The 26,546-nt window shown below is 59.0% G+C and carries 26 protein-coding genes; 18 read left to right on the forward strand and 8 right to left on the reverse strand.

The window, feature by feature from the left end; genetic code table 11:
- Positions 1-496 precede the first annotated feature (496 nt).
- Positions 497-1,618 carry a cytochrome-c peroxidase gene (locus DDE77_RS09590; protein WP_108397260.1) on the reverse strand — a complete coding sequence of 374 codons (1,122 nt, stop codon included), beginning with the start codon at positions 1,616-1,618 and terminating at the stop codon, positions 497-499.
- A gap of 576 nt (positions 1,619-2,194) precedes the next feature.
- On the opposite strand from DDE77_RS09590, the gene DDE77_RS09595 reads away from it, so the two are divergent.
- From DDE77_RS09595 to DDE77_RS09610, 3 genes are all read left to right on the forward strand, one after another.
- Positions 2,195-2,713, forward strand: a complete 519-nt coding sequence (locus tag DDE77_RS09595) for a GNAT family N-acetyltransferase (RefSeq protein ID WP_108397261.1) — start codon at positions 2,195-2,197, stop codon at positions 2,711-2,713.
- Positions 2,714-2,996: 283 nt separating this feature from the next.
- Entirely contained in the window at positions 2,997-4,502 is a 1,506-nt protein-coding gene (gene scpC, locus DDE77_RS09600; RefSeq protein WP_108397262.1) for a succinyl-CoA:acetate CoA-transferase ScpC, read from the forward strand.
- 464 nt (positions 4,503-4,966) lie between these two features.
- Positions 4,967-5,272 (forward strand): hypothetical protein, encoded by a 306-nt coding sequence (locus tag DDE77_RS09610; protein WP_210204370.1) that lies wholly within the window; start codon positions 4,967-4,969, stop codon positions 5,270-5,272.
- Positions 5,273-5,469: 197 nt separating this feature from the next.
- Here DDE77_RS09610 and DDE77_RS09615 read toward each other — a convergent pair whose 3' ends face one another.
- Positions 5,470-6,474, reverse strand: coding sequence for an endo-1,4-beta-xylanase (locus DDE77_RS09615; protein WP_157959755.1), 1,005 nt, complete (start codon positions 6,472-6,474; stop codon positions 5,470-5,472).
- Between the two features lie 44 nt (positions 6,475-6,518).
- Between DDE77_RS09615 and DDE77_RS09620 the strand changes: the two genes are divergently transcribed.
- Genes DDE77_RS09620 through DDE77_RS09630 form a run of 3 tightly spaced genes read left to right on the forward strand, consistent with a single transcriptional unit; the run spans position 6,519 to position 9,269 of the window.
- Entirely contained in the window at positions 6,519-8,507 is a 1,989-nt protein-coding gene (locus tag DDE77_RS09620) for a PP2C family protein-serine/threonine phosphatase (protein ID WP_108397265.1), read from the forward strand.
- Positions 8,494-8,829, forward strand: a complete 336-nt coding sequence (locus DDE77_RS09625; RefSeq protein ID WP_157959756.1) for an STAS domain-containing protein — start codon at positions 8,494-8,496, stop codon at positions 8,827-8,829. The genes DDE77_RS09620 and DDE77_RS09625 overlap by 14 nt, the downstream gene beginning before the upstream one ends.
- An 8-nt stretch (positions 8,830-8,837) precedes the next feature.
- Entirely contained in the window at positions 8,838-9,269 is a 432-nt protein-coding gene (locus DDE77_RS09630; RefSeq protein WP_108397267.1) for an ATP-binding protein, read from the forward strand.
- On the opposite strand, the gene DDE77_RS09635 is transcribed toward DDE77_RS09630, so the two are convergent.
- The 3 genes from DDE77_RS09635 to DDE77_RS09645 are packed head-to-tail and all read right to left on the reverse strand — an operon-like array spanning position 9,255 to position 12,654.
- Positions 9,255-9,719 carry a hypothetical protein gene (locus DDE77_RS09635; RefSeq protein WP_108397268.1) on the reverse strand — a complete coding sequence of 155 codons (465 nt, stop codon included), beginning with the start codon at positions 9,717-9,719 and terminating at the stop codon, positions 9,255-9,257. The genes DDE77_RS09630 and DDE77_RS09635 overlap by 15 nt on opposite strands.
- Positions 9,716-11,599: a glycosyltransferase family 2 protein gene (locus DDE77_RS09640; RefSeq protein ID WP_108397269.1), complete on the reverse strand. Its 1,884-nt coding sequence runs from the start codon at positions 11,597-11,599 to the stop codon at positions 9,716-9,718. Before DDE77_RS09640 ends, DDE77_RS09635 begins: the two co-directional genes overlap by 4 nt.
- Positions 11,600-11,607: 8 nt before the next feature.
- Positions 11,608-12,654: a carbohydrate-binding domain-containing protein gene (locus DDE77_RS09645; protein ID WP_108397270.1), complete on the reverse strand. Its 1,047-nt coding sequence runs from the start codon at positions 12,652-12,654 to the stop codon at positions 11,608-11,610.
- Positions 12,655-12,989: 335 nt separating this feature from the next.
- Between DDE77_RS09645 and DDE77_RS09650 the strand changes: the two genes are divergently transcribed.
- Both DDE77_RS09650 and phnN read left to right on the forward strand, forming a co-directional pair.
- Positions 12,990-14,138, forward strand: a complete 1,149-nt coding sequence (locus DDE77_RS09650) for an alpha-D-ribose 1-methylphosphonate 5-triphosphate diphosphatase (protein ID WP_108397536.1) — start codon at positions 12,990-12,992, stop codon at positions 14,136-14,138.
- Positions 14,135-14,689: a phosphonate metabolism protein/1,5-bisphosphokinase (PRPP-forming) PhnN gene (gene phnN, locus DDE77_RS09655; RefSeq protein ID WP_245895154.1), complete on the forward strand. Its 555-nt coding sequence runs from the start codon at positions 14,135-14,137 to the stop codon at positions 14,687-14,689. The genes DDE77_RS09650 and phnN overlap by 4 nt, the downstream gene beginning before the upstream one ends.
- A gap of 2 nt (positions 14,690-14,691) precedes the next feature.
- Here the strand turns inward: phnN and phnF are convergent, their stop codons facing one another.
- Entirely contained in the window at positions 14,692-15,417 is a 726-nt protein-coding gene (phnF, locus tag DDE77_RS09660) for a phosphonate metabolism transcriptional regulator PhnF (RefSeq protein WP_108397272.1), read from the reverse strand.
- Positions 15,418-15,493: 76 nt separating this feature from the next.
- Between phnF and phnG the strand changes: the two genes are divergently transcribed.
- The 10 genes from phnG (at position 15,494) to phnE (DDE77_RS09710) (ending at position 24,771) form a co-directional block, all read left to right on the forward strand.
- Positions 15,494-15,949: a phosphonate C-P lyase system protein PhnG gene (phnG, locus tag DDE77_RS09665; protein WP_108397273.1), complete on the forward strand. Its 456-nt coding sequence runs from the start codon at positions 15,494-15,496 to the stop codon at positions 15,947-15,949.
- Between the two features lies 1 nt (position 15,950).
- On the forward strand, positions 15,951-16,550 hold the full coding sequence (gene phnH / locus DDE77_RS09670) for a phosphonate C-P lyase system protein PhnH (protein WP_108397274.1): 600 nt from the start codon (positions 15,951-15,953) through the stop codon (positions 16,548-16,550).
- Between the two features lies 1 nt (position 16,551).
- Entirely contained in the window at positions 16,552-17,631 is a 1,080-nt protein-coding gene (locus DDE77_RS09675; RefSeq protein ID WP_108397275.1) for a carbon-phosphorus lyase complex subunit, read from the forward strand.
- A gap of 154 nt (positions 17,632-17,785) precedes the next feature.
- Positions 17,786-18,664: an alpha-D-ribose 1-methylphosphonate 5-phosphate C-P-lyase PhnJ gene (locus tag DDE77_RS09680; RefSeq protein WP_108397276.1), complete on the forward strand. Its 879-nt coding sequence runs from the start codon at positions 17,786-17,788 to the stop codon at positions 18,662-18,664.
- A gap of 130 nt (positions 18,665-18,794) precedes the next feature.
- Positions 18,795-19,568 (forward strand): phosphonate C-P lyase system protein PhnK, encoded by a 774-nt coding sequence (gene phnK, locus DDE77_RS09685; RefSeq protein WP_108397277.1) that lies wholly within the window; start codon positions 18,795-18,797, stop codon positions 19,566-19,568.
- A 101-nt stretch (positions 19,569-19,669) separates the two neighbouring features.
- Positions 19,670-20,371, forward strand: coding sequence for a phosphonate C-P lyase system protein PhnL (phnL, locus tag DDE77_RS09690; protein ID WP_108397278.1), 702 nt, complete (start codon positions 19,670-19,672; stop codon positions 20,369-20,371).
- A gap of 213 nt (positions 20,372-20,584) precedes the next feature.
- Positions 20,585-21,412 carry a phosphonate ABC transporter ATP-binding protein gene (gene phnC / locus DDE77_RS09695; protein WP_108397279.1) on the forward strand — a complete coding sequence of 276 codons (828 nt, stop codon included), beginning with the start codon at positions 20,585-20,587 and terminating at the stop codon, positions 21,410-21,412.
- A gap of 58 nt (positions 21,413-21,470) precedes the next feature.
- Positions 21,471-22,379, forward strand: a complete 909-nt coding sequence (gene phnD / locus DDE77_RS09700) for a phosphonate ABC transporter substrate-binding protein (RefSeq protein WP_108397280.1) — start codon at positions 21,471-21,473, stop codon at positions 22,377-22,379.
- A gap of 76 nt (positions 22,380-22,455) precedes the next feature.
- Positions 22,456-23,430 carry a phosphonate ABC transporter, permease protein PhnE gene (gene phnE / locus DDE77_RS09705; protein ID WP_108397537.1) on the forward strand — a complete coding sequence of 325 codons (975 nt, stop codon included), beginning with the start codon at positions 22,456-22,458 and terminating at the stop codon, positions 23,428-23,430.
- A complete protein-coding gene (phnE, locus tag DDE77_RS09710; RefSeq protein WP_108397281.1) occupies positions 23,431-24,771 on the forward strand; it encodes a phosphonate ABC transporter, permease protein PhnE in 1,341 nt (446 codons plus the stop codon). It begins immediately after the preceding gene.
- 186 nt (positions 24,772-24,957) lie between these two features.
- On the opposite strand, the gene DDE77_RS09715 is transcribed toward phnE (DDE77_RS09710), so the two are convergent.
- Both DDE77_RS09715 and DDE77_RS09720 read right to left on the reverse strand, forming a co-directional pair.
- The gene (locus DDE77_RS09715; protein ID WP_108397282.1) at positions 24,958-25,710 is read right to left on the reverse strand and encodes an SDR family NAD(P)-dependent oxidoreductase; all 753 of its coding nucleotides are present in this window, start codon (positions 25,708-25,710) and stop codon (positions 24,958-24,960) included.
- A gap of 19 nt (positions 25,711-25,729) precedes the next feature.
- Positions 25,730-26,305, reverse strand: a complete 576-nt coding sequence (locus tag DDE77_RS09720; RefSeq protein WP_108397283.1) for an NADPH-dependent FMN reductase — start codon at positions 26,303-26,305, stop codon at positions 25,730-25,732.
- Between the last annotated feature and the right edge of the window lie 241 nt (positions 26,306-26,546).

Here is a 26,546-nt window from a genome sequence, read left to right on the forward strand (position 1 = left end):
CCATCGTCGAGTTCAAGTGCGAAGTACCGGGACAGTACGTTCTTGTGGACCATGCCCTCTCGCGGGCTGAACGCGGGCTGGCCGGCTACCTGATCGTGGAAGGCGAGGAACAACCCGACATCTTTGGTCCTATCGGTGAGCCACCAGACGCGTCCATGTCGGGCCACTAAGCCAAGCCTGATCGACCTGCTGGCACCGTGCCAGCAGGTCACCTTTTTCTATGATGCCAGAATAGGCTCCTTTGGTGCCCCGAGCACATGACTGTGACCTGCTTGATCCCTCACTACATGAGGAGAGCGCTCGCGCAAATATGCATAAGCTCGAAAGCTCCTGGCGATTGCATGGAGCAGCCGATCAGTCACGGTGTTAATTCGCCAAGCGGCGCATCGTAGGCCAAACCCCCAGGATCGGATCAACTTCTTCCTACGCCTGAGACAAGAGAGCTCCCGAGCGGTTTGCACCCGGAAGCCATGAAGCTGCCATTCGACCCGGTGGCTTACCTAACCGAAGTCTGGTTCTGCACGGCGTCGTTCGGTGCAAGCGAGTTCTTCACCTGTGGCGCAGGAAGCGGGGTTTCCGCGGTACTCACCGGAAGAAGTGGAAGCTCAACGCGGGGCTGTTCGCCTGTGAGAGTCCTCAAGAAATCGGCAATCGCTCCAGCCTCTTCTTCACTCAGTTCCGCACCGAGTTGGCTTACCCCCATGATTTCAACCGCCTGTTCCAGGCTCCAGACCTTTCCACTGTGGAAGTAGGGTGCCGTCAGGTCAACATTGCGCAACGGCACTGCCCGGAAGACATATTCGTCGCTGGCAGTTTGGGTCACAGCAAAGCGTCCCTTGTCATCAGGCGGCAGTACCTCGCTACCAGGACGTTCTACAACGCCGAACGGAAAATAATCTTGACCACCTAAATTCACGCCTGCGTGGCAGGACGAGCAGCCAGTATCAATGAACAGCTGCAAACCCTGCTTCTCGCGATCAGTAAGAATGCTGAGGTTACCCTCCAAATATTGGTCGAACCGAGATGCAGGCGTGATCAAAGTTGCCTCGAACGCCTCAAGAGCACGGGCAACATTATCGAAGGAGACGGGCTGCTCCTCACCTGGAAACGCAAGTGCAAACCTTTCCTGGTAACCGGGTATGCTGTTCAGGACCGACAAGACGTGTTCTGGGGTCGCAGCCATTTCGACCGCGGCCTGAATCGGACCAGTGGCTTGCGTTCGCAGATCCTCGGCACGGCCGTCCCAAAACTGGGCAATGTTGAAGACAGCATTGAAGACAGTTGGCGAATTCCGGGGACCTCTTTGCCACCCATGACCGATCGAGGTTTCGAGATTGTCGTCACCTCCCATCGCCAGATTATGGCAGGAATTGCAACTGAGCACCCCGCTGGCCGACAAGCGAGTGTCAAACCAGAGCATCTTGCCAAGCTCGGACTTTTCGCGGGTAACCGGATTGCCAGCGACAGCTGGCACCATAGAGGGAATAGGCTCAAACAGGCTGACAGCAGTCTCGTGCAGCTCATCTGTTGGAGCAGGATCGCTGTTGCTGTCCTGAGCCACCACGGTGATCCCGAACATGGCCGAGATTGCCACCCCAGCTAAAAAAGTACCGCGCATAAATTCCTCCCTGCTGGCAAATTCTATCCACAATCCACCTCGCAAATCAACTTATCAGCCAAACAGCAGTTCCGCTCGAGAGCTGATGCGTCCTTGGATTTTCCGTCCGCAGAGAAAGCACCTTCCCGGGCGCATCGCCTTGGCCGCTGAAGGTGCATGGTGCTCTGCCGCCGCTTGGAGCATTCAGCAGCCTCTTCTGACATCAGTTAGTGAGTACGTCGCATTCGCGTCGCTCCTCCTGTTCTCACGCATTGGGCACTAATTTCATCCAGCTTGTTCACCCGGATCAAAGGCTTTCTCATTTTTGCCTGCTCATCCATTGTACTGGATGACGAACCATCGTGGATCATTAGGCAGCATGGAAAGTTTGAACTCGAGGTGGCCTGAGTTGGTTGAATGAAAGGGCTGCCAAATATTCTGGAGGTCAACACCGTTGATCTTGGGGGCGGCCGCTGAAGGGCCAGATAACTGGATGGCGGTATCGAAGCGGGACCCACAGGTTCGGTCATGGCAGGGTTGGGCCTATGATGACTCTGGTTCGGCTATGCTGATTTCTTGGATAGAGGAGAAACAATAATGGAAGACGCAGAACAGTGGAGCCGGCAACGGACGACACACAGTGGCTTCAGCTTCTATGTACGGCCTGCCCGGCCAGAGGACGAGTCCGAACTTGCAACGTTTTTCGAGCATGTGACACCGGAAGACAGACGCTTCCGATTCCTCAGCAGCGTCAAACTAGGACATGATCAGCTCGCCGCTATGACAAATGTTGACCATCATCAAACCGAGAGTTTCGTTGCGCTTGGGGAGGGCGGCAAGATCGTTGCCACCGGCATGTTGGCCTGCGACGCAGACCTTGCTGTGGGGGAGGTCGCTATTTCGGTGAGCGGTGAGTTCAAGAACCGCGGGATTGGTTGGGAGATGCTGCGCCACTTAACTCAATATGCCGAAGCCAGGGGCATTCAGCGTCTTCAATCACTTGAAAACCGAGCCAATAAATCGGCGATACAGATCGAAGAAGAGTTCGGGTTCAAATCTGAGACCTACCCAGGGGACTCGACTCTTGTCCTACTGCAACAGACCTTAGCCGCGTAAGTTCACGATGAGGGTCGCTCAAGGGAGGGGCGTCGAAGGGCTTTCGCTGCCCTCCCTTGTAGAAAGGTGGCCCTGCCGATGACCCTGTCTCTGCACGGTCGTAGGCATTGGTTTGACGTCTCTGAGCTGGGCGTTGTGGGCCAATGTTACCGGCTGGATGAGAACCTATAGTGCAGTCGCACCATCTCCCAATCCGCTCTGACATTTGAGAGTGTTTGATTCACATCAATGCCGGACCGAAACCTCTGGTTTACTAGAGGAGGAACGATAACAAAGGTGCGCTATGCTCAACAACGATGAACTTTCGGAAAGAATACGTCGGCCCGAACTGTTCGATCGGATCATGTCTCCGAGGCAAGCTGCCGATCTCCTCAATGATGGAATGATTGTTGGGATGAGCGGCTTCACCCGAGCAGGTGATGCGAAGGCGGTGCCTTTGGCCATGGCAGAGCGAGCGGCAAAGGACCCGTTCCGCGTTACTCTAATCACCGGCGCCTCGTTGGGACATGATGTCGACCGTATACTTACCGAGGCGGGTATTCTGGCGCGACGGATGCCATTCCAAGCAGACCCTACACTTCGCGCTGCTATCAACCGCGGCGAAGTGATGTTTATCGATCAGCACCTCAGCGAGACAGTAGAGCACATTCGCTCGGGGCAGCTAGGGCCGCTGGACTACGCCATAGTTGAAGCTGCCGCCATTACGGAGTTTGGTGGGTTGGTACCGACCACTTCGGTAGGAAATTCAGCGAGCTTTGCGGTTCTGGCCAAAAAGGTGATAGTTGAAATCAATATGTCGCAGCCACTGGCACTCGAGGGCATCCACGACATCTATTTCCCCTCAAAAAGACCCACCAGGTCTCCCATTCCTATAGTGGCTTGCGAAAGCAGAATTGGCTTCCCCTACGTACCTATTGATCCGGATAAGATTGTAGCCGTTGTCATCACGCAAACTGAGGACAGCGCTTCCAACATCGAGCGCTCGGACGCGGGCACTGACGCGATTGCCGAACGGCTGATCCAGTTTCTACAAGGCGAAGTTAAGCAGGGGCGACTGGATCTTACTTTGCAGCCGTTACAAGCGGGCATAGGGTCAATCGCCAATGCTGTTCTTGCCGGCTTGGCCGACGGGCCATTCCATCACTTGAAGATGTATTCGGAAGTCCTGCAGGACTCGACTTTTGACCTGTTTGATGCTGGCAAGCTGATGTTTGCCTCCGGATCTTCCATCACCCTCAGTCCAGCTTGTGCCGCAAGGGTGTTCCCCCGACTTGCGGAATACAAGGACAGGGTGGTGCTGCGACCGCAGGAGCTAAGCAATCATCCTGAAGTCGTCAGGAGGCTGGGCATCATTGCCGTGAACACCGCCTTGGAAATCGACATCTATGGCAATGTCAATTCTACGCACGTGAATGGCACACACATGATGAACGGCATTGGCGGATCTGGCGACTTTGCCCGTAACGCTTACCTTTCGATCTTTGTAACCAAAGCCCTAGCGAAAGGCGGAGCTATCTCGTCCATTGTGCCGATGGTAACCCACGTGGATCACACCGAGCACGATGTTGATGTTGTGGTTACTGAGTGCGGACTCGCAGATCTTCGGGAGCTCGCCCCCCGGGAACGCGCTCAGGCAATTATCGAGAACTGTGTGCACCCAGACTATCGCGAACAACTTCGAGATTATTTCGACCGAGCGTGCCTTCGCGGTGGGCACACACCGCATCTTCTGGAGGAGGCGTTTTCCTGGCACGAACGTCGGGTCGCAACAGGGAGCATGATGCGCTAGCAATCTGGATCGAACCGGGGGCTATTGAGATGTGCGCAGGCACAATGGCATGGTTTCGACAGAGACCGTCACTGCTGCCTGCAGAAGCCGCCGCCCTATGTGGCTGTACTGAGAAGCCTGCGCCTCTCCTCATTGAGCCAGATCGGCCCGGGCTTTCTCCAGCTCTGTTGAATAGCGTCGATAAAGGTCCTAGCAAGCGTCGAATGCCGGTAAACCCAGACGATGATCACCCAGATGGCGTTTTGGGCGACATCCAAGAGGGTAATAAGGGCTCGGCAAAGCCGAAGGCGCCTTTTGAGCGCAAGAACTTCGGCGGCAGCGGGCACCCCGATGAGCGACAAAGCACAGATGTTCCGGTATCACGCAGTGACCTCACCAAAGGCCATGACCCTCCGCCAGGCCGAGCAATTCCTTAATGCCTTTGTTCGACCCGTTCTTGGCGACGTGGCGGCTGGGAAGAACCCGTGTTGTCTGCAGAAATCGAAGGAGCTCGGGCCTTTCAGTACCGCATAGCGCTCCTCGAGAAACCCATACCCGTATTCAGCGGCCGAATGACCGGGCAAACTGATATCTATTACAGGCTCGAGGTGTTCACGCAGACCGGCTCAGGTGGCAGTGATCTGATGGGGTTGACCAGACAACAACTCATTGATGATGTGCTGGAACGCTACGAGGCGCACCTGGCGTTTCTTTCCGTTTCCGCCGAAAACGACACCGCTTCCGCCGAAAACGACACCGCGTCGGTCCTGACACCTCCGACGCGGTCTTGAAGCAAACGGGACCTGCATTCCAGACGGTAAAAGGGTAATCCGAAGGGTTCCGGATTTGCCAATGGCGTGCCTGCACTTGTAAAATTGTGATCTAAATCCAGATTGGCGGCTTGCTAACCGAATGAGCCCATAACGGTTTGCGCGCGGCATCTGCTTACCAAGTCCCATTTACAGGGTCTCTCGAGAAACTCGCAGCGTTAGACTTGCCGGCTACTGGCCTGCAGAACAAACCACGCTGGCTTGCGCATGAGATACGCGTCCAAAGCAAGAGGGCGAGCAGCAAGCCTAGATCCGCTGGTGTTGAGCCAACTGCCCTCGTCCGAAACGCCCCAAAGGGTAACTCCTGACAATCGAGCATTGGTTTTTACCATCTCGACATACTCGAGGTACACCCGTGCCACCGTTTCATCTCTAGCTTCAACATCGCCCTCGAGGTCACGGTCATCGACGTCCAACTCTGTGACTTCTATACTCAGCCCGAGGCTCTTTATCTCCTGCAGCCATCTAGCAAAGTTGCGGTGGTTTCCAGACAGGAAGTCCCGGGCGTTGAGGTGAGATTGCAGCCCCAGGCAGTCGATCGGGACGTCTTCTGACATCAATCTCTGAAGCAAAGCTAGCATTAGCTGGCGCTTCTGTTCAGCAGCGGGAGAGTCGTACTCCAACCCCATTTCGTTGAGGACCAGCAGGGCTTGTGGATCGAGCGTGCGGACCAGCCGAAACATTTTATGGATGTAGTCGGCACCCAGAGCAGAAAGGTAGGGGCTAACGCGCAGTCCATCGTCGTAGCCATCGGTAATCTGCAAGGGCTCGTTAACGACATGCCAAGATAGCATTGCACCCTGGTACCTGCGAACGACGTTGCTCAGGTAGGCTGTCGCGGCGGCGCGGAATCGTTCTGGATCGACGTCCAGGAATCTGCGCGGGATCGACCGGTGCCAACAAAGGGTGTGACCATGCAGACCCATCCTATGAGCTTCTGCAAAGGCAACGACTTCATCCATGGCGTCGAAATCAAGGGATCCGTCGGTGCGGCAAAGCGCGTCCCATTTGCACTCATACTCGGGCGTTACGGTGCTGCAGTCACGAATGACGGCGGCTCGTCGCTCCTTTACCCGAAGGTCAGCCATCCTGATGGCGTAGCCGAGGGGAATGGACGGAAGAGCAAGGTCCGCGTTGCTGGTTTGGTCAAGGGCCTCAACCAAGTGTTTTTCCGTGCATTGTAAGACACATGACGTGAGCTGCATTCTTGAAGATTCGTGACATCATCTTAGTGCTGACAGCGGGCCTAGGCCTGGCACTGATCCTTGTAGCCATTGTGCTGTTGCGGGGAGAGCTTTCCAAGCTTGAAATAGCGCAGCGTCTGCAGACGTCCAATGCCGTGCGCGAACAATTGCTTGTCGCCAGCACCGCCTTAGCCAGAGAGCGGACTGACACATTCATTCAGTTGGCCGCTTCTGCTTCTTCGGAGAATTTTGGTGAGCCGGCAGCGGCGCTCCGGACTCACGCGGACCAGGCCCTTGCCAGGGCAATCTTCGAACTTCAGGGGGGCAAGGCTCTGTTGCCGAGGGCTGCCGAAAGCATGTCTGGCCTAGTGTCTGCTGAGGAACGCCTAATTGCGTTGCGCAATCAAGTCGACGAGGCAGCTCGCAACAAGGATGAGCAGGTGCGCCGAGCAGCGGCGAGTGACTGGCTGGCTGGTGTGACCGCGCTGATGGATGACCTGCAGGCATGGAGGCTGGACTTGCTCAACGACAATCGCCCGACTGATCCGATCCTGGCAGCCGAGGCCAACATTCGAGCGTTTGTAGACATACTGCATGGCGCGGTAGCGTTCAACGAAGCTATCGGAGTTGCTCTCCTGACGAGCAGGGGAGAGGCTCGGGATGAGCAGGTGGTCACGATCGAACGCATGGTCGGTCGCATGAACCTTGCCTGGCAGATGATCGGCAATGAGGTGGATCTTTCGCTGAGCGAAGAGGTAAGGGCAGCTGTCGCCAGCGCCCGGAGAATTTACTTCCAGACCTATGATCCGGTGCTGCTAGGCCTCGTGAACGCAGCGCCGAATATAACCACCTCGACAATGATTGCTGCTTGGACGCGCACATCCGAGCACAGCCTCGATGCCTTGGGCAATTTACAAAATACGGTGCTCAAGAGTTCGCGCGAACGGCTCGATCTTATTGTTTCGCAGGCACAACGATCAGGCGCGATTGTTACTTTGGTGACCGTCTTCGGTGCTCTTGCAGCTGTGCTCATCCTGCTCGTGGTGAGACGGCGCGTCATCAATCCCATTGCGCGTATCAGCCATGCGATGGAGCGCCTGGCCGATAACGACCTTTCAACGCCAGCGCCGAGGGCTGGGCGTCTCGACGAAGTTGGCGTCATGACCAACGCGCTTCGTACGTTTAAGGCGAATGCGATCAAGCGACAACGTACGCAGCGGGAATTGGCCGAGGTGCATCAGAATCTGCAACGAACCTACGACCAGTTGCGCAATGATCTCGAGGCAGCCGCGACCATCCAGATGGCCATGCTGCCCACCCCCGCCATAGTGAGGGGTGTCAGCCACCACGGCCTTTACAGCCCCTCAAGCCACATCGCAGGAGACACCTACAACGTTGTTGAGCATCCGGATGGCGGAGTTGGCTTCTTCCAGATCGATGTTGCGGGCCACGGCGCCGCCGCGGCGTTGGTCTCGGTCGCTGGCCAACATACCCTATCGCAGGCCATGCTGACGCGTGCGCGCGAAACTCAGATTGAAGACATCGTTGCGCGGATCAATCGTGAATGGCCGGAGAACCTGCCCTATTTTACTACTGTGCTGGGGGAAATAGATCCAGCCGCCCCTGTCGGGCGTATCGTTCAGGCAGGCCATCCTAGTCCCCTCCTGATACGCTCAGAGGGTAATGTGGAGCAAATCGGCAGTAGCGGCTTTCCGGTCGGCATGCTGCCGCAAGCCTGTTATGAGAGCATAGAGTTTCCTTTCCGCGCCGGCGATCGGCTCCTGATTTATTCGGATGGTGTGGTCGAAACCGAAAGTCCGTCTGGGGACTTCTACTCCGAGAGCCAGCTATTCGACCTTGTCAGCGCGCATGTCGCCAGTGCCACGCCAGAATTGCTGGTCGCACTGCAGGCCTCGCTAGATGCATGGCGTGGCAGTCGGGAACTGACCGATGATGTTAGTGTCCTCATCGTTGAACGAACAAAGACGCGGAGTAATCATGCTATCCACTGAAACCATTGACGAGGTCCTCATCATAAGAGTCGAGGAGCGCCGTCTGGACGCCAGCAAAGCTCCCGCCTTCAAGGACGATGTTGGTCAAATAATCGACGAGAAGGCAAACCGGCTAGTGCTCGACCTCACGCTAGTCGAGTTTATCGACAGCTCGGGCCTAGGGGTCATCGTCTCAGTTCTCAAGCGCTTGGGACCTTCCGGCAATCTGGCCATTGCAGGCGCAAACTCGACAGTCCGTCGCCTGTTCAGCCTGACGCGAATGGATCGCATCTTTAAACTTTACGACTCGCCGCAGGCAGCCGTTGAGGCCATGCAGACCTAAGGCACAAGATGAGACCTTCCCTCTGCCTCAAGATCGACAGCGACTTGGAAAGCGTGGGCCTAGTCGCCAAAGCCGTACGAGCGCTATGCTCGAACGGCCTGGGCCCTGAGGCACTCGATGAAGTCGAGTTGGGCGTGGCGGAGGCGATAAACAACGTCATCAAGCATGGCTATGCAGGCCGTAAGGGATCGTCAGTTGAGATCCGCGCCGTTTTGTCCATTGATCGCGTGGTCATCGACATTCTTGATCAGGCACCAGCCATGCCGCAGACCGCCCTAGAAGCGCGAGATCCTTGGTCCCGGATCGAGAGCGGACAGACCGAAGACCTTCCGGAAAGCGGCATGGGTATGGCCCTTATTCAGATGACGATGGACGAGGTCAGCTATTCATCGGACGCCGGCATCAACCAGCTGCGTTTGACTAAGCTACTGGCGCACTAGCAAGGCCGATATCCGGGATTGAAGATCTGGCATAGCGGCTGCCGCCAAGCCAAGTGACGGAGCTATTGCCAAGGCATTTTCCGTGTCGGTGGCCTCGAGTTGGTCAAGTATACGCTCGACTATTTCCTCGTGCCGAGCACGTGTGCCGATGCCATGAATCAAGCCCAGCACGGCTGCATCCAGAGCTGTGGCTTGAGTTGCGAGCGTGGCTGGATCGGCTTCGAAGGCACGGCTGCTGTCCTCGACAGCAGCTTCGATGACCGGCCGAAGCTGCGGCGTCAACGACGGACTTGCGCTACCGGTTGCCATTACGGAGGCAACGACCTGGGCACGGAGACGCTCGGTGGTGTCGAGAGATTCGAGATACACGATCGCAGCCGTAGAACATACCAGTGCAGCAATGAACACGATCTGCCCGCGCGCTTGTAGCAGCCCATCGCGAAAGCTCATGATGAAAAAGCCTCTTCGGTTCTTTGCTGGTCCGGGCGCATCTTTCCGGCAACGATATCGCCTTCGAACTCGGGATCCGGTTGCCAGTAGGCGGCGCGAATGATGGGGAGCATGGAAATTGCATTTGTCAGCCCCCAGACGGTATTGGCCAGCATCGCACCAAGTCCGTAGCCGCTCTGACCCTGCATAAACGCCATCCATCCCCAAACAAGTCCAGCGATAGTCAGGACCGCAATCGCGATCTGCCAGCGCACGAGCTTGCCGTATGTGCCCACCTGCCTGTCCTTTGGCGTGACTGGGAACGAAATTTTCTTGCGGCGCAGCACAGTCCAGAGCGCCTGCAATCCTAGAGGGAATGTGGCCAGGTACCACGCCCGACCCTTGCTGTTTGAATTGCCCCAGGTGGCCACCAGCTTGCTGACTTCATTAAGCAGGAGGAAGGGCACGATATGGACGAAGAAATCCAGCGAGTAACCGGCGAGCGGCGCAGTGCCGGTAAACAGAAAGATGATCGGCGCCAGAAGAAATATGACGTTCCAGATGGGCGAGAGGTAAGAGTAGAAGGTGGCCGCGTACATGAGCTTCTGCGCCATTGTGAGCCCGGGTTTCACCAGCGGGTTATCGTTGACGAAGATGTCGAGCGTGCCCCCTGCGTATTTGAAGCGCTGCACTGTCCAGCTCAGAAGGTCATTTGGCGATAGCATGCGTGCCTGCACCACCGGATGAAGTACGGATTTCCACTTCCTTTCCCGGTCCGCATGCAGCGCTATGGAGGTGTAGATGTCTTCCGATACGTGGAACTTATAAGGCTGGAACTCGAGATCGAGAGCGCCCTGCCAGCGCATAGCGCTTTGGACGGATTCGGCGATCGCCGCTTCCCCGGTGAGGCGCCGCGCTGCTGCCTCATTTCTCCCTGCCTCGGCCTCGATGGCGTCAGACCATTGTCGTAGTGCCGCTTCCATGACGGCTTCGCGGCGGTGTATTGAGCCGGCACCGCAGCAGAAGCTTGCATTTGCCCAATTGCGCCGTCTCAAGATGACATCGAAGAACAATTGAGGATCGTTGGCAAACGGATCTTCACCCACCTGCACCGGTCCAATCAGGCGCTCAAGCGCGCGTCCTATTGCGCGGCCGGCACCGCCAAGGCGTCGCTCCAGCACGGCAGGTAAGGGAGCCCCCGGCGGCACGTTGTAGAACCATTGCGGCGTTTGCACCCAAGCGACTTTCTCGTCCCGAAAGTAACCAAGCGTTTCTTCCAGGAAGGTCGAAAAAGGGATCATGTCGGCGTCGCAGATGAGAATGAAATCGCCGGACGTGACCGTCATGGCATTGCGCAAATTGCCTGCCTTGAAGCCAAGGTTGTCGCTGCGGGTGATGTAGTTGACGCCCTCCTGCGCCGCCACTTCAGCCATCTCCGACCGCTTGCCATCGTCGAGTACATGCACGCTCACCTCAATGGGATGGGCATATGTCAACGCCTTGGCGGCGCGGAGCCCATCACGGACGAGTTCGGGATCTTCGCTGTAAGTGGCAAAGAACACATCTACCGTGAGCGGTCGTTCAGGTATGTCGGCGTCGCTGGTGCAGTCTCGCGTCGTCTCCGGCGGTAGAGGTCGCTCAGGAGAGCGGGCCGACCAAACGTTGAGGGTAAACAGTACCAGTCCCAAATAGGCACCGGTTTCCGCAACAATGAGCGGAATGGAAAACCAGAGGGCTTCCACATTGATCGACCACATCCAGCGCCAGATGATGTACCAGGCTCCAAACGCGAGGCACGCCGTGTTGAGGAACTGCCAGAGAGCCTCATGCAGGGCCGAGTAACGCAAGGGCGTCCACGGCACTTGAGCTTCGAAGCGTGAACGATAGTTACGTTGCGTCATGAGCCCAGCTACTGCTCCGCCCCTAGAACGGCGTCGCCTGCAATCAGGCGTGCCTTAGTTTGTTCGAGCAGCCACAACACCTCTTTAGGATCGGTGTTGCTGGAGCGCACATATAGCTCCCCATTGTTGCGCCAACCTAGCACTAGCAGATGCGCCAAGTCCGCCTCCCGTGACTGCCTGGCCAGTTCGTCGATGCTGTTTTCTGGCGCTGCAATCGGCGGCGCAACAGGTTGCGGCTCAGTACTCCAAAGTTGAACGGAGACTCGCCGATTGGCCGCTGCGTCGCCGCCAAACTGATCCGTACCCGAGGTAGGTACGATGCTGGTGGCCGGAAAGCGTGCACCACCTACGATCAGCTTGTCGAGAACGTCGGCAGCGCGGGCGGCAGTTAGCCGGAGATTTAGGAGTTCGGACCCGGAAAGGTCCGCATAGCCCGTGATCGTTGCCGAGCAGTTCCCGGCGGCGGCAGCCTCGATGAGTGGCCTCAATCCTTCTTGCGCTGGAGAATTCGGGGAACTGCTGCCACTCGGGAAACCGACAATTTCGGCAAAGGCTGTACACTCGCGGGCCGCAGCAGCTTTTTCGGCAACGAGAGTATCCGCGCTCCAGCCGCCGGAAGGTGGATTGGCTACAGCTGTTTCATCGCCAGACCAGATCGATACTTCGGCTGAGTTGTCGCGATCGATCGGCGCGCCGTTCTGAACCAAGACGAAATCGGTCGGTGCAAGGTTGGTCGCGCCGACTGTGGCCTCCAGAATTGACAGGCTGCGGTCTTGTCCTTCGCCCGTAAAATAGTCGTTCGTAAGCCGCACCGTCAGATCGCCAGCGTCGGTCAACAGATCATCGGCAATCTCGAATGAAAATGTCTGCTGCGCTGGCACTGGATTATCTAGGGTCCCGCTGCCGACGACGGTGCCGCCCAGCCCGACCTCAAAGGCGGGGCTGCCCTCGAAGGCCGTACCAGAGAGAGTGATACTCAGTTCCGCCGCGTTGATTGGAAGAACCGTGAGGCTGACCGAAATCCCGGCGGCGGTTGCAAGTGATCTCATCGACATCAGGCTACCCTAGTCCTCGACCTATCTCGATAGGAATGCGGTTGCTGGTAGTCGGTTCAACCCTAAGCGGGTCAGAAAGTAAGCAAGGTGATAATGCCTCATGGCCAAATTCGGTCGTCGCGAAGGCTGCAAGCTGGTCCTCTGGATTGTACTGCGCGGGAAGGTAGTTGTTGGGCTTAAGCGATCGGCGCTGTGGGGAACTGCCATGAGGCTGGAGCCGGGTTGAACGCTACGGATTCTTGCGATCCCATACTTGCCAGCAAGATCAAAGTCGCCAAACTGTCATGTAATTGGGCTACCGCGAGGCCCTCTCAACTGCGGGATCGCTACGCATCATGAACACAGTCGCCCGTGGGGAACTCGTCCTTACCAATGCCAGGATTGTCCTCGCCGATGAAGTCCTTGAAGGGTCGGTGCGGGTGGATGGTGGTGTCGTCACGGACATAGGGGCGGCCAGCCGCACAGGTGTGGATCTGGATGGGGATTTGCTGATCCCCGGCTTGGTTGAATTGCATACCGACCACCTTGAGACGCATTATGCGCCGCGGCCCAAGGTGCGTTGGAACCCTCTTGCCGCCGTGCAGGCGCATGATGCTCAAATTGCGGCGTCCGGCATTACCACCGTGCTCGACGCCATCCGAATCGGGCTTGATGAACAGACCGATATTGGTGCCGACGATATGCTCACCCTAGCGGTCGCCATTGGGGCTGGCAACAAGGCCGGGCGCTTGCGGGCGGAGCATCATATTCATCTGCGCTGCGAAGTGTCGGCGCCCGATTGCCTTCCCAGCTTTCTCGCGATCAAGGACGATCCGCAGGTGCGGCTGGCGTCGCTGATGGATCATGCGCCGGGCCAGCGGCAGTTTGCGAGCCTTGAGGCGTACAAAGTGTACTATCAGGGCAAGACCAAGATGAGCGACAGCGAGCTGGACGTGTTTACGGAGCGCCGGAACCGCCAGTCGCAGCAATTTGCCGGCAAGAATCGTCGCGCCATAGCCGAGATCTGCCGGGACAGGGGGATTGTTCTTGCCAGCCATGACGATGCGACGCGCGATCATGTGGAAGAAGCCGCGGTGCTGGGCATCCATGTTGCCGAATTTCCCACGACTCTAGAGGCGGCCAAGGCATCGCGCCAGGCGGGCATGTCGATCCTGATGGGCGGACCCAATGTGGTGCGGGGCGGTTCGCATTCGGGCAATGTATCGGCTCGTGCCCTGGCTGAAGCTGATCTGCTCGATATCCTCTCATCGGACTATATCCCGTTCTCCATGCTGCAGTCCGCATTCTCGCTCGTGGACAGTGTAGAGGGGATAAGTTTGCCCAAGGCTATTCAACTGGTGACCAAGCGACCCGCTGATGCGGGCGGTTTCACCGACCGGGGCGAGATCGCGATCGGCAAGCGGGCGGACTTTGTGCACCTGCGGGTAGAAGACGGCATCCCTATTGTTCAAACCGTATGGCGGCAGGGTCGCCGCGTTATATGAACGGGTGTTTCGTTGCCGTGGTGGGGCCGAGCGGGGTTGGCAAGGACAGCCTGATCGATTTTGCACGGGCACGGCTGGAGGGCTCGAGCGGGATTGCTTTTGTGCGCCGGGTGGTCACAAGGCAAGCTGATGACTGGAGCGAGGACCACGATAGTCTTGATGCGCAGGCTTTCGAAGAGGCCGAGGCGGCGGGCCACTTCGCCTTGAGTTGGGACGCACACGGCTTGCGCTATGGGCTGCCTGTCGGCCTGGAAAATGACCTTAGGGCGGGTCGGGTGGTGGTCGCCAATGTGTCTCGTGGCGTCGTTCCTGCGCTGGTGGCGCGCTACCCCAAGGCGGTGGTTGTCTCGGTTGTCGCTGAACGTGATGTCATAGCGCAGCGCTTGGCTGGTCGGGGCCGTGAAAGCGTCGAGGCCATACGCAGTCGGCTCGATCGCAGCATCGGTATATCGCTGCCGGCGGGCACCGTTGAGATCGACAATTCGGGCCAGCTGGAAGTGGCCGGTGATCGATTTGTCCAATTGCTGCAGGACGTTGCAGCCTTGGTTTGAGCCTAAACAACCAGTTCCATTCGCTCGGCGGGGAAGCGGCTCAGCCCATAGGATATTGGCTTGCCTTGCCCGTCGACGTCCACAGCCTCGGACACCAGCAGAATGGCGCCTGGCGTAAGGGCGAGGAGCTTGGTTTCTTCCACATCGGCGTGACGGGCCGAAATGCGAGTCGAGGCGCGGGAATAATCCGCAATGCCGTAGCTGGCAAAGGTAAGCGTGTATGAGCCGCGCTCGACGAAGCGCGCGGCGAAATTGGGGAAGGCACGATAGGAGAGCCTGGTCGTGGCGCGCGAGAGCGGGCGGCCATCGGCGAGCGACAGCGTTTCCATTCGGATGAGCTTTGCACCCGGTTTGAGGTCGAGAGCGGTGGCTGCAGCCGCGCTGGCGTTTTCGATTGTGCTCGACAATAGTTGGGCAGTGATGACACTCGCCTGGCCGGCAAGGCCTTCCGAAAATCGCGTCCGTTTGCCAATAGGATAGCTCAGGCGCCTGGCACTGCGCACAAAGGTGCCGCGACCCTGTTCGGCAGCAACGACGCCTTCCTCAGTCAGCACGGCGAGAGCGCGTCGGACCGTATGCCGATTGGCGGAAAAGCGTTGCGCAAGAAGGGCTTCGGTCGGTAATCGATCGCCCGTTGCGAGCTTGCCGCCTACAATGTCAAGGCGGATGGAGTCGGCGATCTGCCGCCAAAGCGCTACGCCGCCGGAAACGTCTTTGAATACTGTCATTGCATTTTCACATGGGAAGCGTAGCACTGGAGTCAGAACAATAGTTGTCTAGTGAAATAGACAAGTAGAGGCAAGCATGCAGACGCAAACTTCCTTTGATAACGGTGGCAGAAAAGCTGCGCTCGATGTGCTCGCCGGGGCGCCGGCGAGGGCGCTGGCAGAACTTTGGGACGGCTGGGCCGACAAGCCCGAGCATTCCAAAGTGCGCGGCCCGGAGGTCGGCCTCGTAATGGTGCGTGGCCGCGCAGGTGGCGGCGGGGTGCCGTTCAATTTGGGCGAGGCGACGGTGAGCCGCACCAGTGTCCGCATTGTAACCGGGGAAGCGGGGCACGGGTATTGTTTGGGTCGCGATCTCGCCAAGGCAGAGGTCATCGCCGTGATCGACGCGCTGTGGCAGCGGGATGCCGCTTCGGTTGAAGCCGGAATTATTGAGCCCCTGCGCCGACTTGCAGCCGCAGTCGATGGAAAGCGGCTAGAGGAGACCGCTGCAACCCGGGTCGATTTCTTCACCATGGTGCGCGGGGATAACTGAGATGGAAGGGGTTATCGACGGCGCTTTTGCTGATCCGGTGATGCAATCCCAGAGCGTTTTTCGCGCGCTCATGGATGCCTTGGCTAATCCGGGAACCATGCGAAAACTGCCCGTTCCCCGGGCAATTGGCACTAGCATGATACCCGAATTGGTTAGCACACTGCTAACGTTGAGCGATCACGACACCAGCATTTGGCTCGATGAGGTGCTCCGAAGTGAACCGGCAAATGTGCAGTTCGCGAGCTTTCATACGGGGGCGCCGATGGTGGCGGAGCCGGGCAGGGCGGCCTTTGCCTTTGTCCATTCGGCCGAAGCGATGCCGCCTTTGGATCAGTTCAATCCCGGTACGCAGGACTATCCCGATCGTTCGACCACCATCGTGCTGGCTGTGCCGTCGCTCAGTGGCGGGCCAGCGCTGAGCTTGCGGGGGCCCGGCATGAAGGACGAGGTCCATATTAGCCCATCGGGGCTGCCGGGGGATTTCGTCGGACAGTGGGAAATCAATCGCGCGCTGTTTCCGCGCGGGGTTGATTTGCTGCTGGTGGCCGATGGGCATGTCATGGGCTTGCCGCGCACAACGCGCATTGCGGAGGGACAGTGAGATGTATGTAGCAGTCAAGGGCGGGGAAGCCGCCATCAGCAATGCCCATGCGCTTCTGGCCGATCGGCGCAGAGGGGACCGAAATGTTCCGGCCTTGCGGCTCGACCAGATCGTGGAGCAGCTTGGCCTGGCGGTTGATCGCGCCATGGGCGAGGGCTCGCTCTATGACAAGGAGCTGGCGGCGCTGGCGCTGTTGCAGGCGCGGGGCGACCTCATCGAGGCGATTTTTCTGGTGCGCGCCTATCGCACGACCTTGCCGCGGTTCGGCTATTCCAGGCCCGTGGATACCGGCGCCATGCTGATCGAGCGGCGCATTTCGGCGACCTTCAAGGATTTGCCCGGTGGGCAGATGCTGGGGCCGACTTTCGATTATACCCACCGCCTGCTTGATCCAAACATCGTGGGGGATGAGGTGCCGCAACCCGTTATCCGTGCGGCTGAACCCGAGCGGGCACCGCGCGTCACCGACATGCTGGGCCAGCAGGGCTTGATGGAGCCCGATGGCGACACCGACCCGGAGGGTGAAGTGGGTGATTTGACCCGCGAGCCGCTGGATTTTCCGCTCGATCGTGATTTGCGGCTGCAGGCGCTTGCGCGGGGCGATGAGGGGTTTTTGCTGGCGCTGGGCTATTCCACGCAGCGTGGCTATGGCCGCAGCCATCCCTTTGTCGGTGAAATCCGCATCGGTGAGGTGGAGGTTGAGTTTGACGTGCCCGAGCTCGGCTTCGCCGTGAGTTTGGGGCGTATTCGCGTCACCGAATGCCAAATGGTCAACCAGTTCAAGGGCTCGGCCAAGGTGCCACCGCAGTTTACCCGCGGCTATGGACTGGTGTTCGGGCAAGCGGAGCGCAAGGCCATGGCCATGTCGCTGGTGGACCGGGCGCTACGAGCGCGTGAGCTTGGGGAAGACATCGTGGCGCCGGCGCAGGACGAGGAGTTCGTCATTTCGCACTCGGACAATGTGCAGGCGACGGGGTTCGTGGAGCATCTCAAGCTACCCCATTATGTGGACTTCCAGGCGGAGCTGGATCTGATCCGGCGGATGCGGGCGGAGCATGAAGCAAAGGAGGCGCTGGAGTGATGGCTTGCTCAGAAGGTTTCACCCTCGGGCTTGAGCCGACGGATCTTAACCTAACGAACGTTCCGCAAGTGCAGAGCCCTCGGGTCAAGCCCGAGGGTGACGATCGGGGGTGGGGAAAGCCTGTGCGACCAACGGCATTGGAGGATCAAGCGTCATGACCGCTCTGCCGCAATACAATTTTGCCTACCTCGATGAGCAGACCAAGCGGATGATCCGGCGGGCCATTCTCAAGGCCATTGCCATTCCGGGGTATCAGGTGCCTTTTTCCTCGCGGGAGATGCCCATGCCCTATGGTTGGGGCACGGGTGGGGTGCAGGTGACGGCGTCCATCATCGGGCCGGACGATGTTCTCAAGGTTATCGACCAGGGGGCCGATGACACAACCAATGCCGTGTCGATCCGGGCGTTCTTTGCCAAGGTCGCGCAGGTGCAAACGACGACGCACACGGCTGAGGCCAGTATTATCCAGACGCGGCACCGCATTCCGGAGAAGCCGCTGACCGAGGGCCAGGTGCTGGTCTATCAGGTGCCGATACCCGAGCCCTTGCGGTTTCTGGAACCGCGCGAAACCGAGACGCGGAAAATGCATGCGCTCGAGGAATACGGGCTGATGCATGTCAAGCTCTACGAGGATATCGCGCGGCACGGGCGGATTGCGACGACCTATGCCTATCCCGTGAAGGTGGAGGGGCGGTACGTGATGGACCCGAGCCCCACGCCGAAGTTCGACAACCCGAAGATGCATATGAGCCCGGCCCTTCAGCTGTTTGGCGCCGGGCGCGAGCACCGGATCTATGCCGTGCCGCCCTATACGGAAGTGGTGAGCCTGGATTTCGAGGACCATCCGTTCGAGATCCAGCACTTCGCCGAGCCTTGCGCGCTATGCGGGGCGACAGAGGTGTATCTCGATGAGGTCATTCTGGATGACCGGGGCGGGCATATGTTTGTTTGTTCGGACACGGATAATTGCGAGGAGCGGCGGCAAGCCGGGCATGTGGGTTCGCTTGGAACGGGACGGGAGGCGGCGGAGTGATGCGCTTTTTCAGTAGGCTTGTCGAACCACGAGGTCGTGGCACTCAGGCCTCCACTCGCTCGCCCTCGTGGTTCGACAGGCTCACCATGAGGGCTTTGGAGATGCGGGAGTTTGGCGGGGAGATTGGAAAATGATCGAACCTCTCTTGAGGGTGGAAGGCCTCACCAAATATTACGGCACTCGCCTGGGTTGCGCCGACGTCTCCTTTGAGCTCTGGCCCGGTGAAGTGCTGGCCATTGTGGGCGAGAGTGGGTCGGGCAAGACGACTTTGCTGAATTCGCTCTCAGCGACGCTGGAGCCTTCATCGGGACGTACGCTCTACCGCATGCGCGACGAGCAATGGCGCAATATCTATGAGTTGAGCGAGGCCGAGCGGCGGTTCCTGGTGCGGACGGACTGGGGCTTTGTTCATCAGAACCCGGCTGATGGGCTGCGCATGAATGTTTCGGCTGGCGCTAATGTCGGGGAGCGGCTGATGGCGGTGGGTGACCGGCACTATGGCCACATCCGCGAGACGGCGCTGGATTGGCTGGGGCGGGTGGAAATCGCAGCAGACCGGATCGACGATCAGCCGCGATCCTTTTCGGGCGGCATGCGCCAGCGGCTGCAGATTGCGCGTAACCTCGTGACGGGGCCGCGGCTGGTGTTCATGGACGAGCCGACTGGGGGGCTCGATGTGTCGGTGCAGGCGCGATTGCTCGACCTGCTGCGTGGCTTGGTGGGTGAACTTGGACTGGCGGCGATTGTGGTCACGCATGATCTGGCTGTGGCCCGGCTTTTGAGCCACCGCATGATGGTTATGAAGGATGGGCGGGTGATCGAGGCGGGGTTGACCGACCGCGTGCTGGACGACCCGCGCGAGCCTTACACGCAGCTGCTTGTGTCTTCCATTTTGCAGGTGTGAGGGGGCGCTGCAGCATGCCCCGTTACTGGGGCTAATCCACCCCCTCCCGTGATCCCTCCCCGCAAGGGGGAGGGTGTCGACTGAAGCTTTGGAGTCTTTTTATGGCTGCTCTTTTTGTTCGCGATCTTTCCAAGAATTTCACCATGCATCTGCGCTATGGCGTGGTGTTGCCGGTGGTCAGCAATGTCCGGTTCGAGGTGGAGCCGGGCGAATGCGTGGTGCTGGGCGGACCGTCAGGGGTGGGCAAAAGCTCGATCCTCAAGATGGTCTATGGGAACTATGGTGTGGATGGGGGTGCCATCTTGCTCCAGCATCATGGCCAGAGCATTGATCTGGTGGCGGCCGATCCGCGCACTGTGCTGACGCTGCGGCGCGACATTATCGGCTATGTCAGCCAGTTCCTGCGCACGGTGCCGCGCGTGTCGGCGCTTGATGTTGTGGCGGAGCCGCTGGTTATTCGCGGCATCGACAAGGGCGAGGCGCAGGGGCGTGCGATGAGGTTGCTGAAAAGGCTCAATCTGCCGGAGCGGTTGTGGGCGCTGCCGCCAGCGACGTTTTCGGGCGGGGAGCAGCAGCGGGTGAATATTGCGCGGGGCTTCATAACCGATCATCCCGTCCTGTTGCTCGACGAGCCCACGGCTTCGCTTGACGCTACCAATCGGGCAGTGGTGGTTGCCATGATTGCCGAAAAGAAAGCCGCGGGGGTGGCGTTGCTGGGCATTTTCCACGACGAGGAAGCGCGCGAGCAGGTGGCCGACAGGATCATCGATGTCACCGCTTTTGCGCCGACGGTTGCTGCATAAGGGCAAGTCAGCGCTTTGCCGGGCGAAAGGCCTGGCTGGCAGCTGTCACCCTTGTGGTGAGGAGGGGCCCCAAGCGGGCCCCTAGCCTTTGGGGCATGTCGCGACAACGAACGAAATGGCAAGGGTGGATGGTCATGGAACCGTCACCCAAGTGTTATTCCAGCTTCACGTCCCCACCATAGCACTGCCGCAGCTGAAGAGCGGGGCAGGCTGATGCTGAAGATTTCCAATGTATCGCGACGGTTTGGCGACAAGCTCGCCGTGGATGGCGTGAGCCTTGAAATCCCGCAAGGGCAGATGGTGGGTATTATTGGCCGCTCCGGCGCCGGCAAGTCGACCTTGCTGCGCATGATCAACCGGCTCAACGATGTTTCCTCGGGCTATATCGAATATGATGGCGTGCGCACCTCCGAGCTGCGCGGCCAGGCCTTGCGCAATTGGCAACGCGATTGCGCCATGATCTTCCAGCAGTTCAATCTGGTGCCGCGGCTCGATGTCATCACCAATGTGATGCTGGGCCGGCTCAATGGCCGTCATCCCGTGCTGAACCTGCTGCAGCTGTTTTCCGCCGAGGAGCAGTTGGCAGCGCTCAAGGCGCTGGAACGGCTCGACATTGCGCAAACGGCGCTGCAATGGGCGCAGACGCTTTCGGGCGGGCAGCAGCAGCGCGTGGCCATTGCGCGGGCGCTGATGCAGGGGCCCAGGGTGATCCTCGCCGATGAGCCAATCGCCAGCCTTGATCCGCGCAATGCGCAGATCGTGATGGACAGCCTGCGCGATATCAATGCCGAAGGCATAACGGTGATCACCAATTTGCATACGCTTGATACGGCGCGCGCCTATTGCGAGCGCGTTATCGGCATGGCGGCGGGCAGGATCGTGTTCGACGGCACGCCCGCACAGCTTTCCACCGACGTGGCTCGCACCATCTACGGTGCCGATGGGCTCAAGGAGGCTTTTTCGGAAGCCATGACGTCGACTGCGATCGCGCCTTTAGCGCCGCTCAACGCCGCGTCCCTCAGCGTCAGCTTGCTGTCATAAATCCGTTCCGCTGCCGGTTTCTCCGGCCGCCAACACCAGCGTCACCAAAGGAAGTATTATGTCCGCAATCCGCAAAGTGCTTTTGGCCTCCGTTGCCCTTTCCATGTCTACTGCTGTCTTCGCACAGGAAGTTTCCGTGTTGCGCATTGGCCTTGATGGCGGGGAAAACGAAGCCGACCAGCTGCGTCGTTCGGAATGCGTTGCCGAGCCGCTCAAGGCTGCCACGGGCGTTTCGGAAGTGCAGTTCTTCCCATCGCCCGACTATAACGGCATCATCCAGGGCCTGCTTGGCGGCACGATCGACATCGCCATCATGGGAGCGTCGTCCTATGCGGCCATTTACCTGCAGGACCCGGAAGCTGTCGATCCGGTTTTGACCACCCAGCAGGAAGATGGCTCGACTGGCTATCACACGATCATGGTTGCCCGGGCCGATTCCGGCATCACCGATCTGGCGTCCACGGAAGGCAAGAAGCTTGGCTTTGCCGATCCGGATTCCACCTCGGGCTTCCTTATCCCCAACGTTGCGCTGCCGGTCGATCTGGGTAAGCCGATCGCTGAATTCTATGAGGAAACCGGCTTTGGCGGCGGCCACGAGAATCTGGTTCTGGGTGTGCTGGATGGGACATGGGACGTCGGCACCACTTTCGGCTCGGGCCAGGGCGAGTGGTCGGAAGGTTATACCTCGGGCAATCTGCGCATCATGGTCGACAAGGGCCTGCTCGACATGGATGACCTTGTGGAAGTCTGGCAATCGCCCATCATCCCCAACGGTCCGCTCATGGTTTCCAACAAGCTGCCGGCCGAAATGAAGAGCAAGATCACGCAATTCTTCATGGGCCTGCCGGAAGCCGATTTCGAATGCTTCGATGCCTTCACGGCTGGCGGCTACACCAATTTCGTCGAGGGCAGCGAGGAAATGTACCAGACCATTATCGACGCGCGGCGCTCGGTTATCGGCGGCTAGTTCTGAACGACCAACAAGCACGATCTCATTCTGGCCTGCGCCGGGATGGGATCGTGGAACTTTGGAGATCGTCGACATGGCCGACATCGCTTCCAGCCCTGATGGGTTGACGCCCGCCAGCCAAACTCTGCTGCGCCATTATCGCAGCCAGGTGGTGACGCGCCGGGTTTATTCCATCCTGATCAGCCTTGGAGTGCTCGCCGCGCTGGTGATGGCGATGGGCTACGCCAATGCAGCCAATTCGGGGAAGTTCTTTGATCGGCTTCCTTATATGTTCGACTTCATCAAGAACTTCGTGCCGCGTGATCCGCTGGAGATCTTTCGCGCCATGTTCGGGCTGGAGTCACCTTATTTCGATGGCTCGGCCAAATATGACTATACCGCCGGTGGGGTCTATCTGACCGACAGCCTCTATATCCCCAGCTTCGTTTACCAGCTGATCATTACGGTCAATATCGCGGTCGTCTCGACCTTCATCGGGGCTGGGTTGGCGTTCTGCCTGTGCTTTTTCGCAGCTACCAATCTTGTGGGGGCAGGTGCCGTGCGCTGGTTCATGCGCCGCACCATGGAAGTGCTGCGTGCCTTTCCAGAGATCGTCATTGCGGGCCTTTTGACCGCCGTTCTTTCCATAGGCCCTATTGCCGCAATCGTGGCTGTGTCGCTCCATACGGTGGGGGCGCTGGGCAAGCTGTTTTTCGAAGTGGTGGAAAACGCCGACATGAAGCCTGATGAGGGGCTGAAGTCAGTGGGGGCTACATGGCTGGAGCGCGTACGCTACGCCATTGTGCCCCAGGTCCTGCCGAATTTCGTCAGCTACACGCTGCTGCGGCTGGAGGTGAATGTGCGGGCGTCCACCATTATCGGGGCCGTGGGAGGCGGTGGCATCGGGGAGGTGTTTCGCCTCTCGATCGGGCGCGACTACGCCGCGCAGACCTACGCCATCATCATCATGCTGCTCGTTACCATCATTGTCATCGACCAGTTCTCGGGCTGGCTGCGCCGCCGGCTGGTGGGCAACCAGGGTTTTGAGCTTGCGAGGGGGAGCGTCTAGATGTCGGCGATCAGTGCTGCCGAGCGCATTCGGCTGGAAAAGAAGTTTCCTGACGTGTTCCGGCACATTTTTGCCAGGCGGTTTGGCCTGCCGTTCGGCATTGGGCTGACGCTGCTGTACCTGGTATTCTGCTGGTTCTTCTTTGGCGTTGGTCCTGCGGTGCAGAACGGCAAGTGGGATCGTGCGGCGATCTATGTGCAGGACTGGTACTCCTGGCGGGCCCAGCCGCGGCTGCGCTTCACAGACGACGCTGTAGTTCCGCAATGGTCGAGCCGAGGGCAGTATGCGGAAGGGGCGACAATCGACTGGCTCACCCCGCATGAAGACGGCACCATGACTGCCACTTTCGGGAGGGATTCCGATCGGCTCGACATCTCGACCACGCGCGTTGATGTTTATGTGGGTGGCGTGGCCTATCCCGTGACCATCACCGAAGACGGCGTCTTTGCCCCGGCGGATGTACCCCCAGCCATTGAGCAGGATCGCCAGAAGGTCTTGGTCGATTATGGCTTTGCCGGGCAGGCGGAAATCCGCGCCAACCAGGTCTCTATCCAGCGCCGCTTCCTGGGCTGGGCCAATTTCCTTTATGATCCCAAGTCGCCGCTGTGGGGCCATGATCTTTTCTCGACCCTGGGCCTGATCTTTTCGGGCGAGCGCGTGGTTCCCGAAATGTCGAATGCCGAACTGGTGCTCAAGGAGTGGCTCGGTAACCGGGCCTGGCAGCATGGCGACATTCTTGCCAAGCTGGTGCAGACGCTGGTGATGGCGTTTATTGGAACATTGCTGGCGACGCTGGTGGCCTTTCCGTTGGCCTTTATCGCTGCGCGCAATATTACCCAGAAGCGCGCGGCCAATTGGTTCATGAAGCGCTTCTTCGACTTCATACGCTCGGTGGACATGCTGATCTGGGCGCTGTTCTTTACCCGCGGCTTCGGGCCCGGTCCTATCCCCGGCATTGCGGCGATCTTTTTTACCGACACTGGCGCGCTGGGGAAGGTTTATGCCGAAGCGCTCGAAAACGTGGATGACAAGCAGCGCGAGGGCATCAAATCGGTTGGCGCCAGCGCGGCTGCCGTCAACCGCTTCGGCGTCGTGCCCCAGGTGCTGCCGGTTTTCGTATCGCAGTCGCTCTATTTCTGGGAAAGCAATATCCGCTCGGCCACCATCATCGGCGCCGTGGGGGCAGGAGGGATCGGGCTCAAGCTGCTTGAATCCATGGGCACCAATTCGGACTGGGACAAGGTGGCCTATATGGTGCTGCTGATCCTGCTTGTCGTCTTTGTCTTTGACAATATTTCCAACGCGATCCGCTCACGACTGATTGGCACGGCCAATTCCTGAGCAATACAGGCGTTCGATCGCCCAGCTGATCGCCGGCTTTATGGGCGCCCGAACACTGATATTCATCGCACGGGCTGTGACGGGCACCAAAGCCCAGCAAATCGACCGGATGCCATGGAGGCCCTCCGGTCGATCTTTTTTGGAAACACCGAAATATTGCTGGGCGATCCGCTTGCCTTGAGGAGCTTAGATGGCGGTGTAGCCGCCGTCGACGAGGTAGTAGCCGCCGGTGACGAAGGAGGCGTCCTCCGAAAGAAGAAAGCGCACGACCTTGGCGACTTCATCGGCGCGGCCGAGACGTCCTAAAGGATGCCGCGTGACCAATTGGGTGCGGAACTCCTCGGGCAGATTGGCCAGCAGGGGCGTGTCGATATAGGCGGGGCCCACGCAGTTGATGCGCAGCCCTTGCGGGCCATATTCGGCAGCGGCGTTCTTGGTCAGGCCCACCACCCCATGCTTGGCAGCGGTATAGGCGCTGTTGCCGATGGCCGCGACCGCGCCATGAATGGAGGCCATGTTGACGATGGCGCTTTCGGACGCGCCGGCGCTGAGCATCGCCGGGATCTGATAGCGCATGCCATAAAGGACGCCGTTGAGGTTGATGTCGATGACCCGGTTCCAGTCCTCGATATCAAGATCGCCGGTGGGTGCCGATGCCCCGCCAATGCCGGCATTGTTTACGGCATAGTTGAGCTTGCCATAGGTGCTGAGAGCGAAGTCCACTGCGGCCTTGTTGTCGTCTGCCGAGGCGCTGTTCGCGACGATCGTCGCCGCAGTGCCGCCACTCTCGCTAATCGCGCGGGCGACGCGTTCGGCGCCCTCACGGCTGATGTCGGCCAGTACCACGCGTGCACCGGCCGATGCGAGATCCCGGGCGATAGCCTCGCCGATGCCCGAACCTGCGCCTGTGACCAGCGCCACCTTGTCTTTGAACGTCATGGGTCTTTTCCTTGCGGGTCTAACGGGTTTCGCGCGGGATGGCAGTGTAGACCCGCGAGATGAACTGGTGGAACGAGATCATGTAGTCGCGCAGGAAGGCTTCCGTATCGGGCTTGCTGACCCGTCCTTCCTCGTCCACGAGGTCCGGGGTGAAATGGATATAGGCCTCGGGGGCATTCATCTGCGGGGAATTGCAGAAGCTCAGCACGCTGCGCAGGCTCTGCTGCGCCACTGCAGTGCCGATGGCGCCGATGGACGCGCCGATAACAGCGGATGGCTTGCGCGTGAACGAGTTCTCTCCCCACGGCCGGCTGGCCCAGTCGATGGCGTTCTTGAGCCCGCCAGGAATGGAGCGATTGTATTCGGGGGTAACAAAGAGCACAGCGTCCACATTGGCAATCGCCTGCTTTAGGGCACGCGCCGGCGGGGGGTAATCAGCGTCATAGTCCTGGCTGTAGAGCGGCAGGTCGCGGATCGGGATCTCGCTTAGGTGGAGCGCTTCGGGCGCTAGCTTCACCAGCGCTCGTGCCAGTTTGCGGTTGATCGATGTCGATGACAGGCTGCCGATGAAATATCCGACAGTGAATTCAGTCATGATCGTTCTCCTGATCCGGACTGGGGCGCAGCCCGTGCTTGCCCCTAGGGACGTTGTATAGGCGCGACGAAGTCCAACTCCCGATGTCGTACTAGGTTCCGCCGCGCGCGGTGCGTCCACGACGCTGGTTCAGAACCCGGACCGTTATTCGAGCTTGATGCGGATGGTTTGAACACCAACCTCGAGGATCTTGGCCGTGATCTCCGCAACATTGGGAGCCATGATGATGGCTTGTAGAAGA

It is taken from the genome of Devosia submarina (assembly GCF_003056345.1).
Classification (GTDB): Bacteria; Pseudomonadota; Alphaproteobacteria; order Rhizobiales; family Devosiaceae; genus Devosia; species Devosia submarina.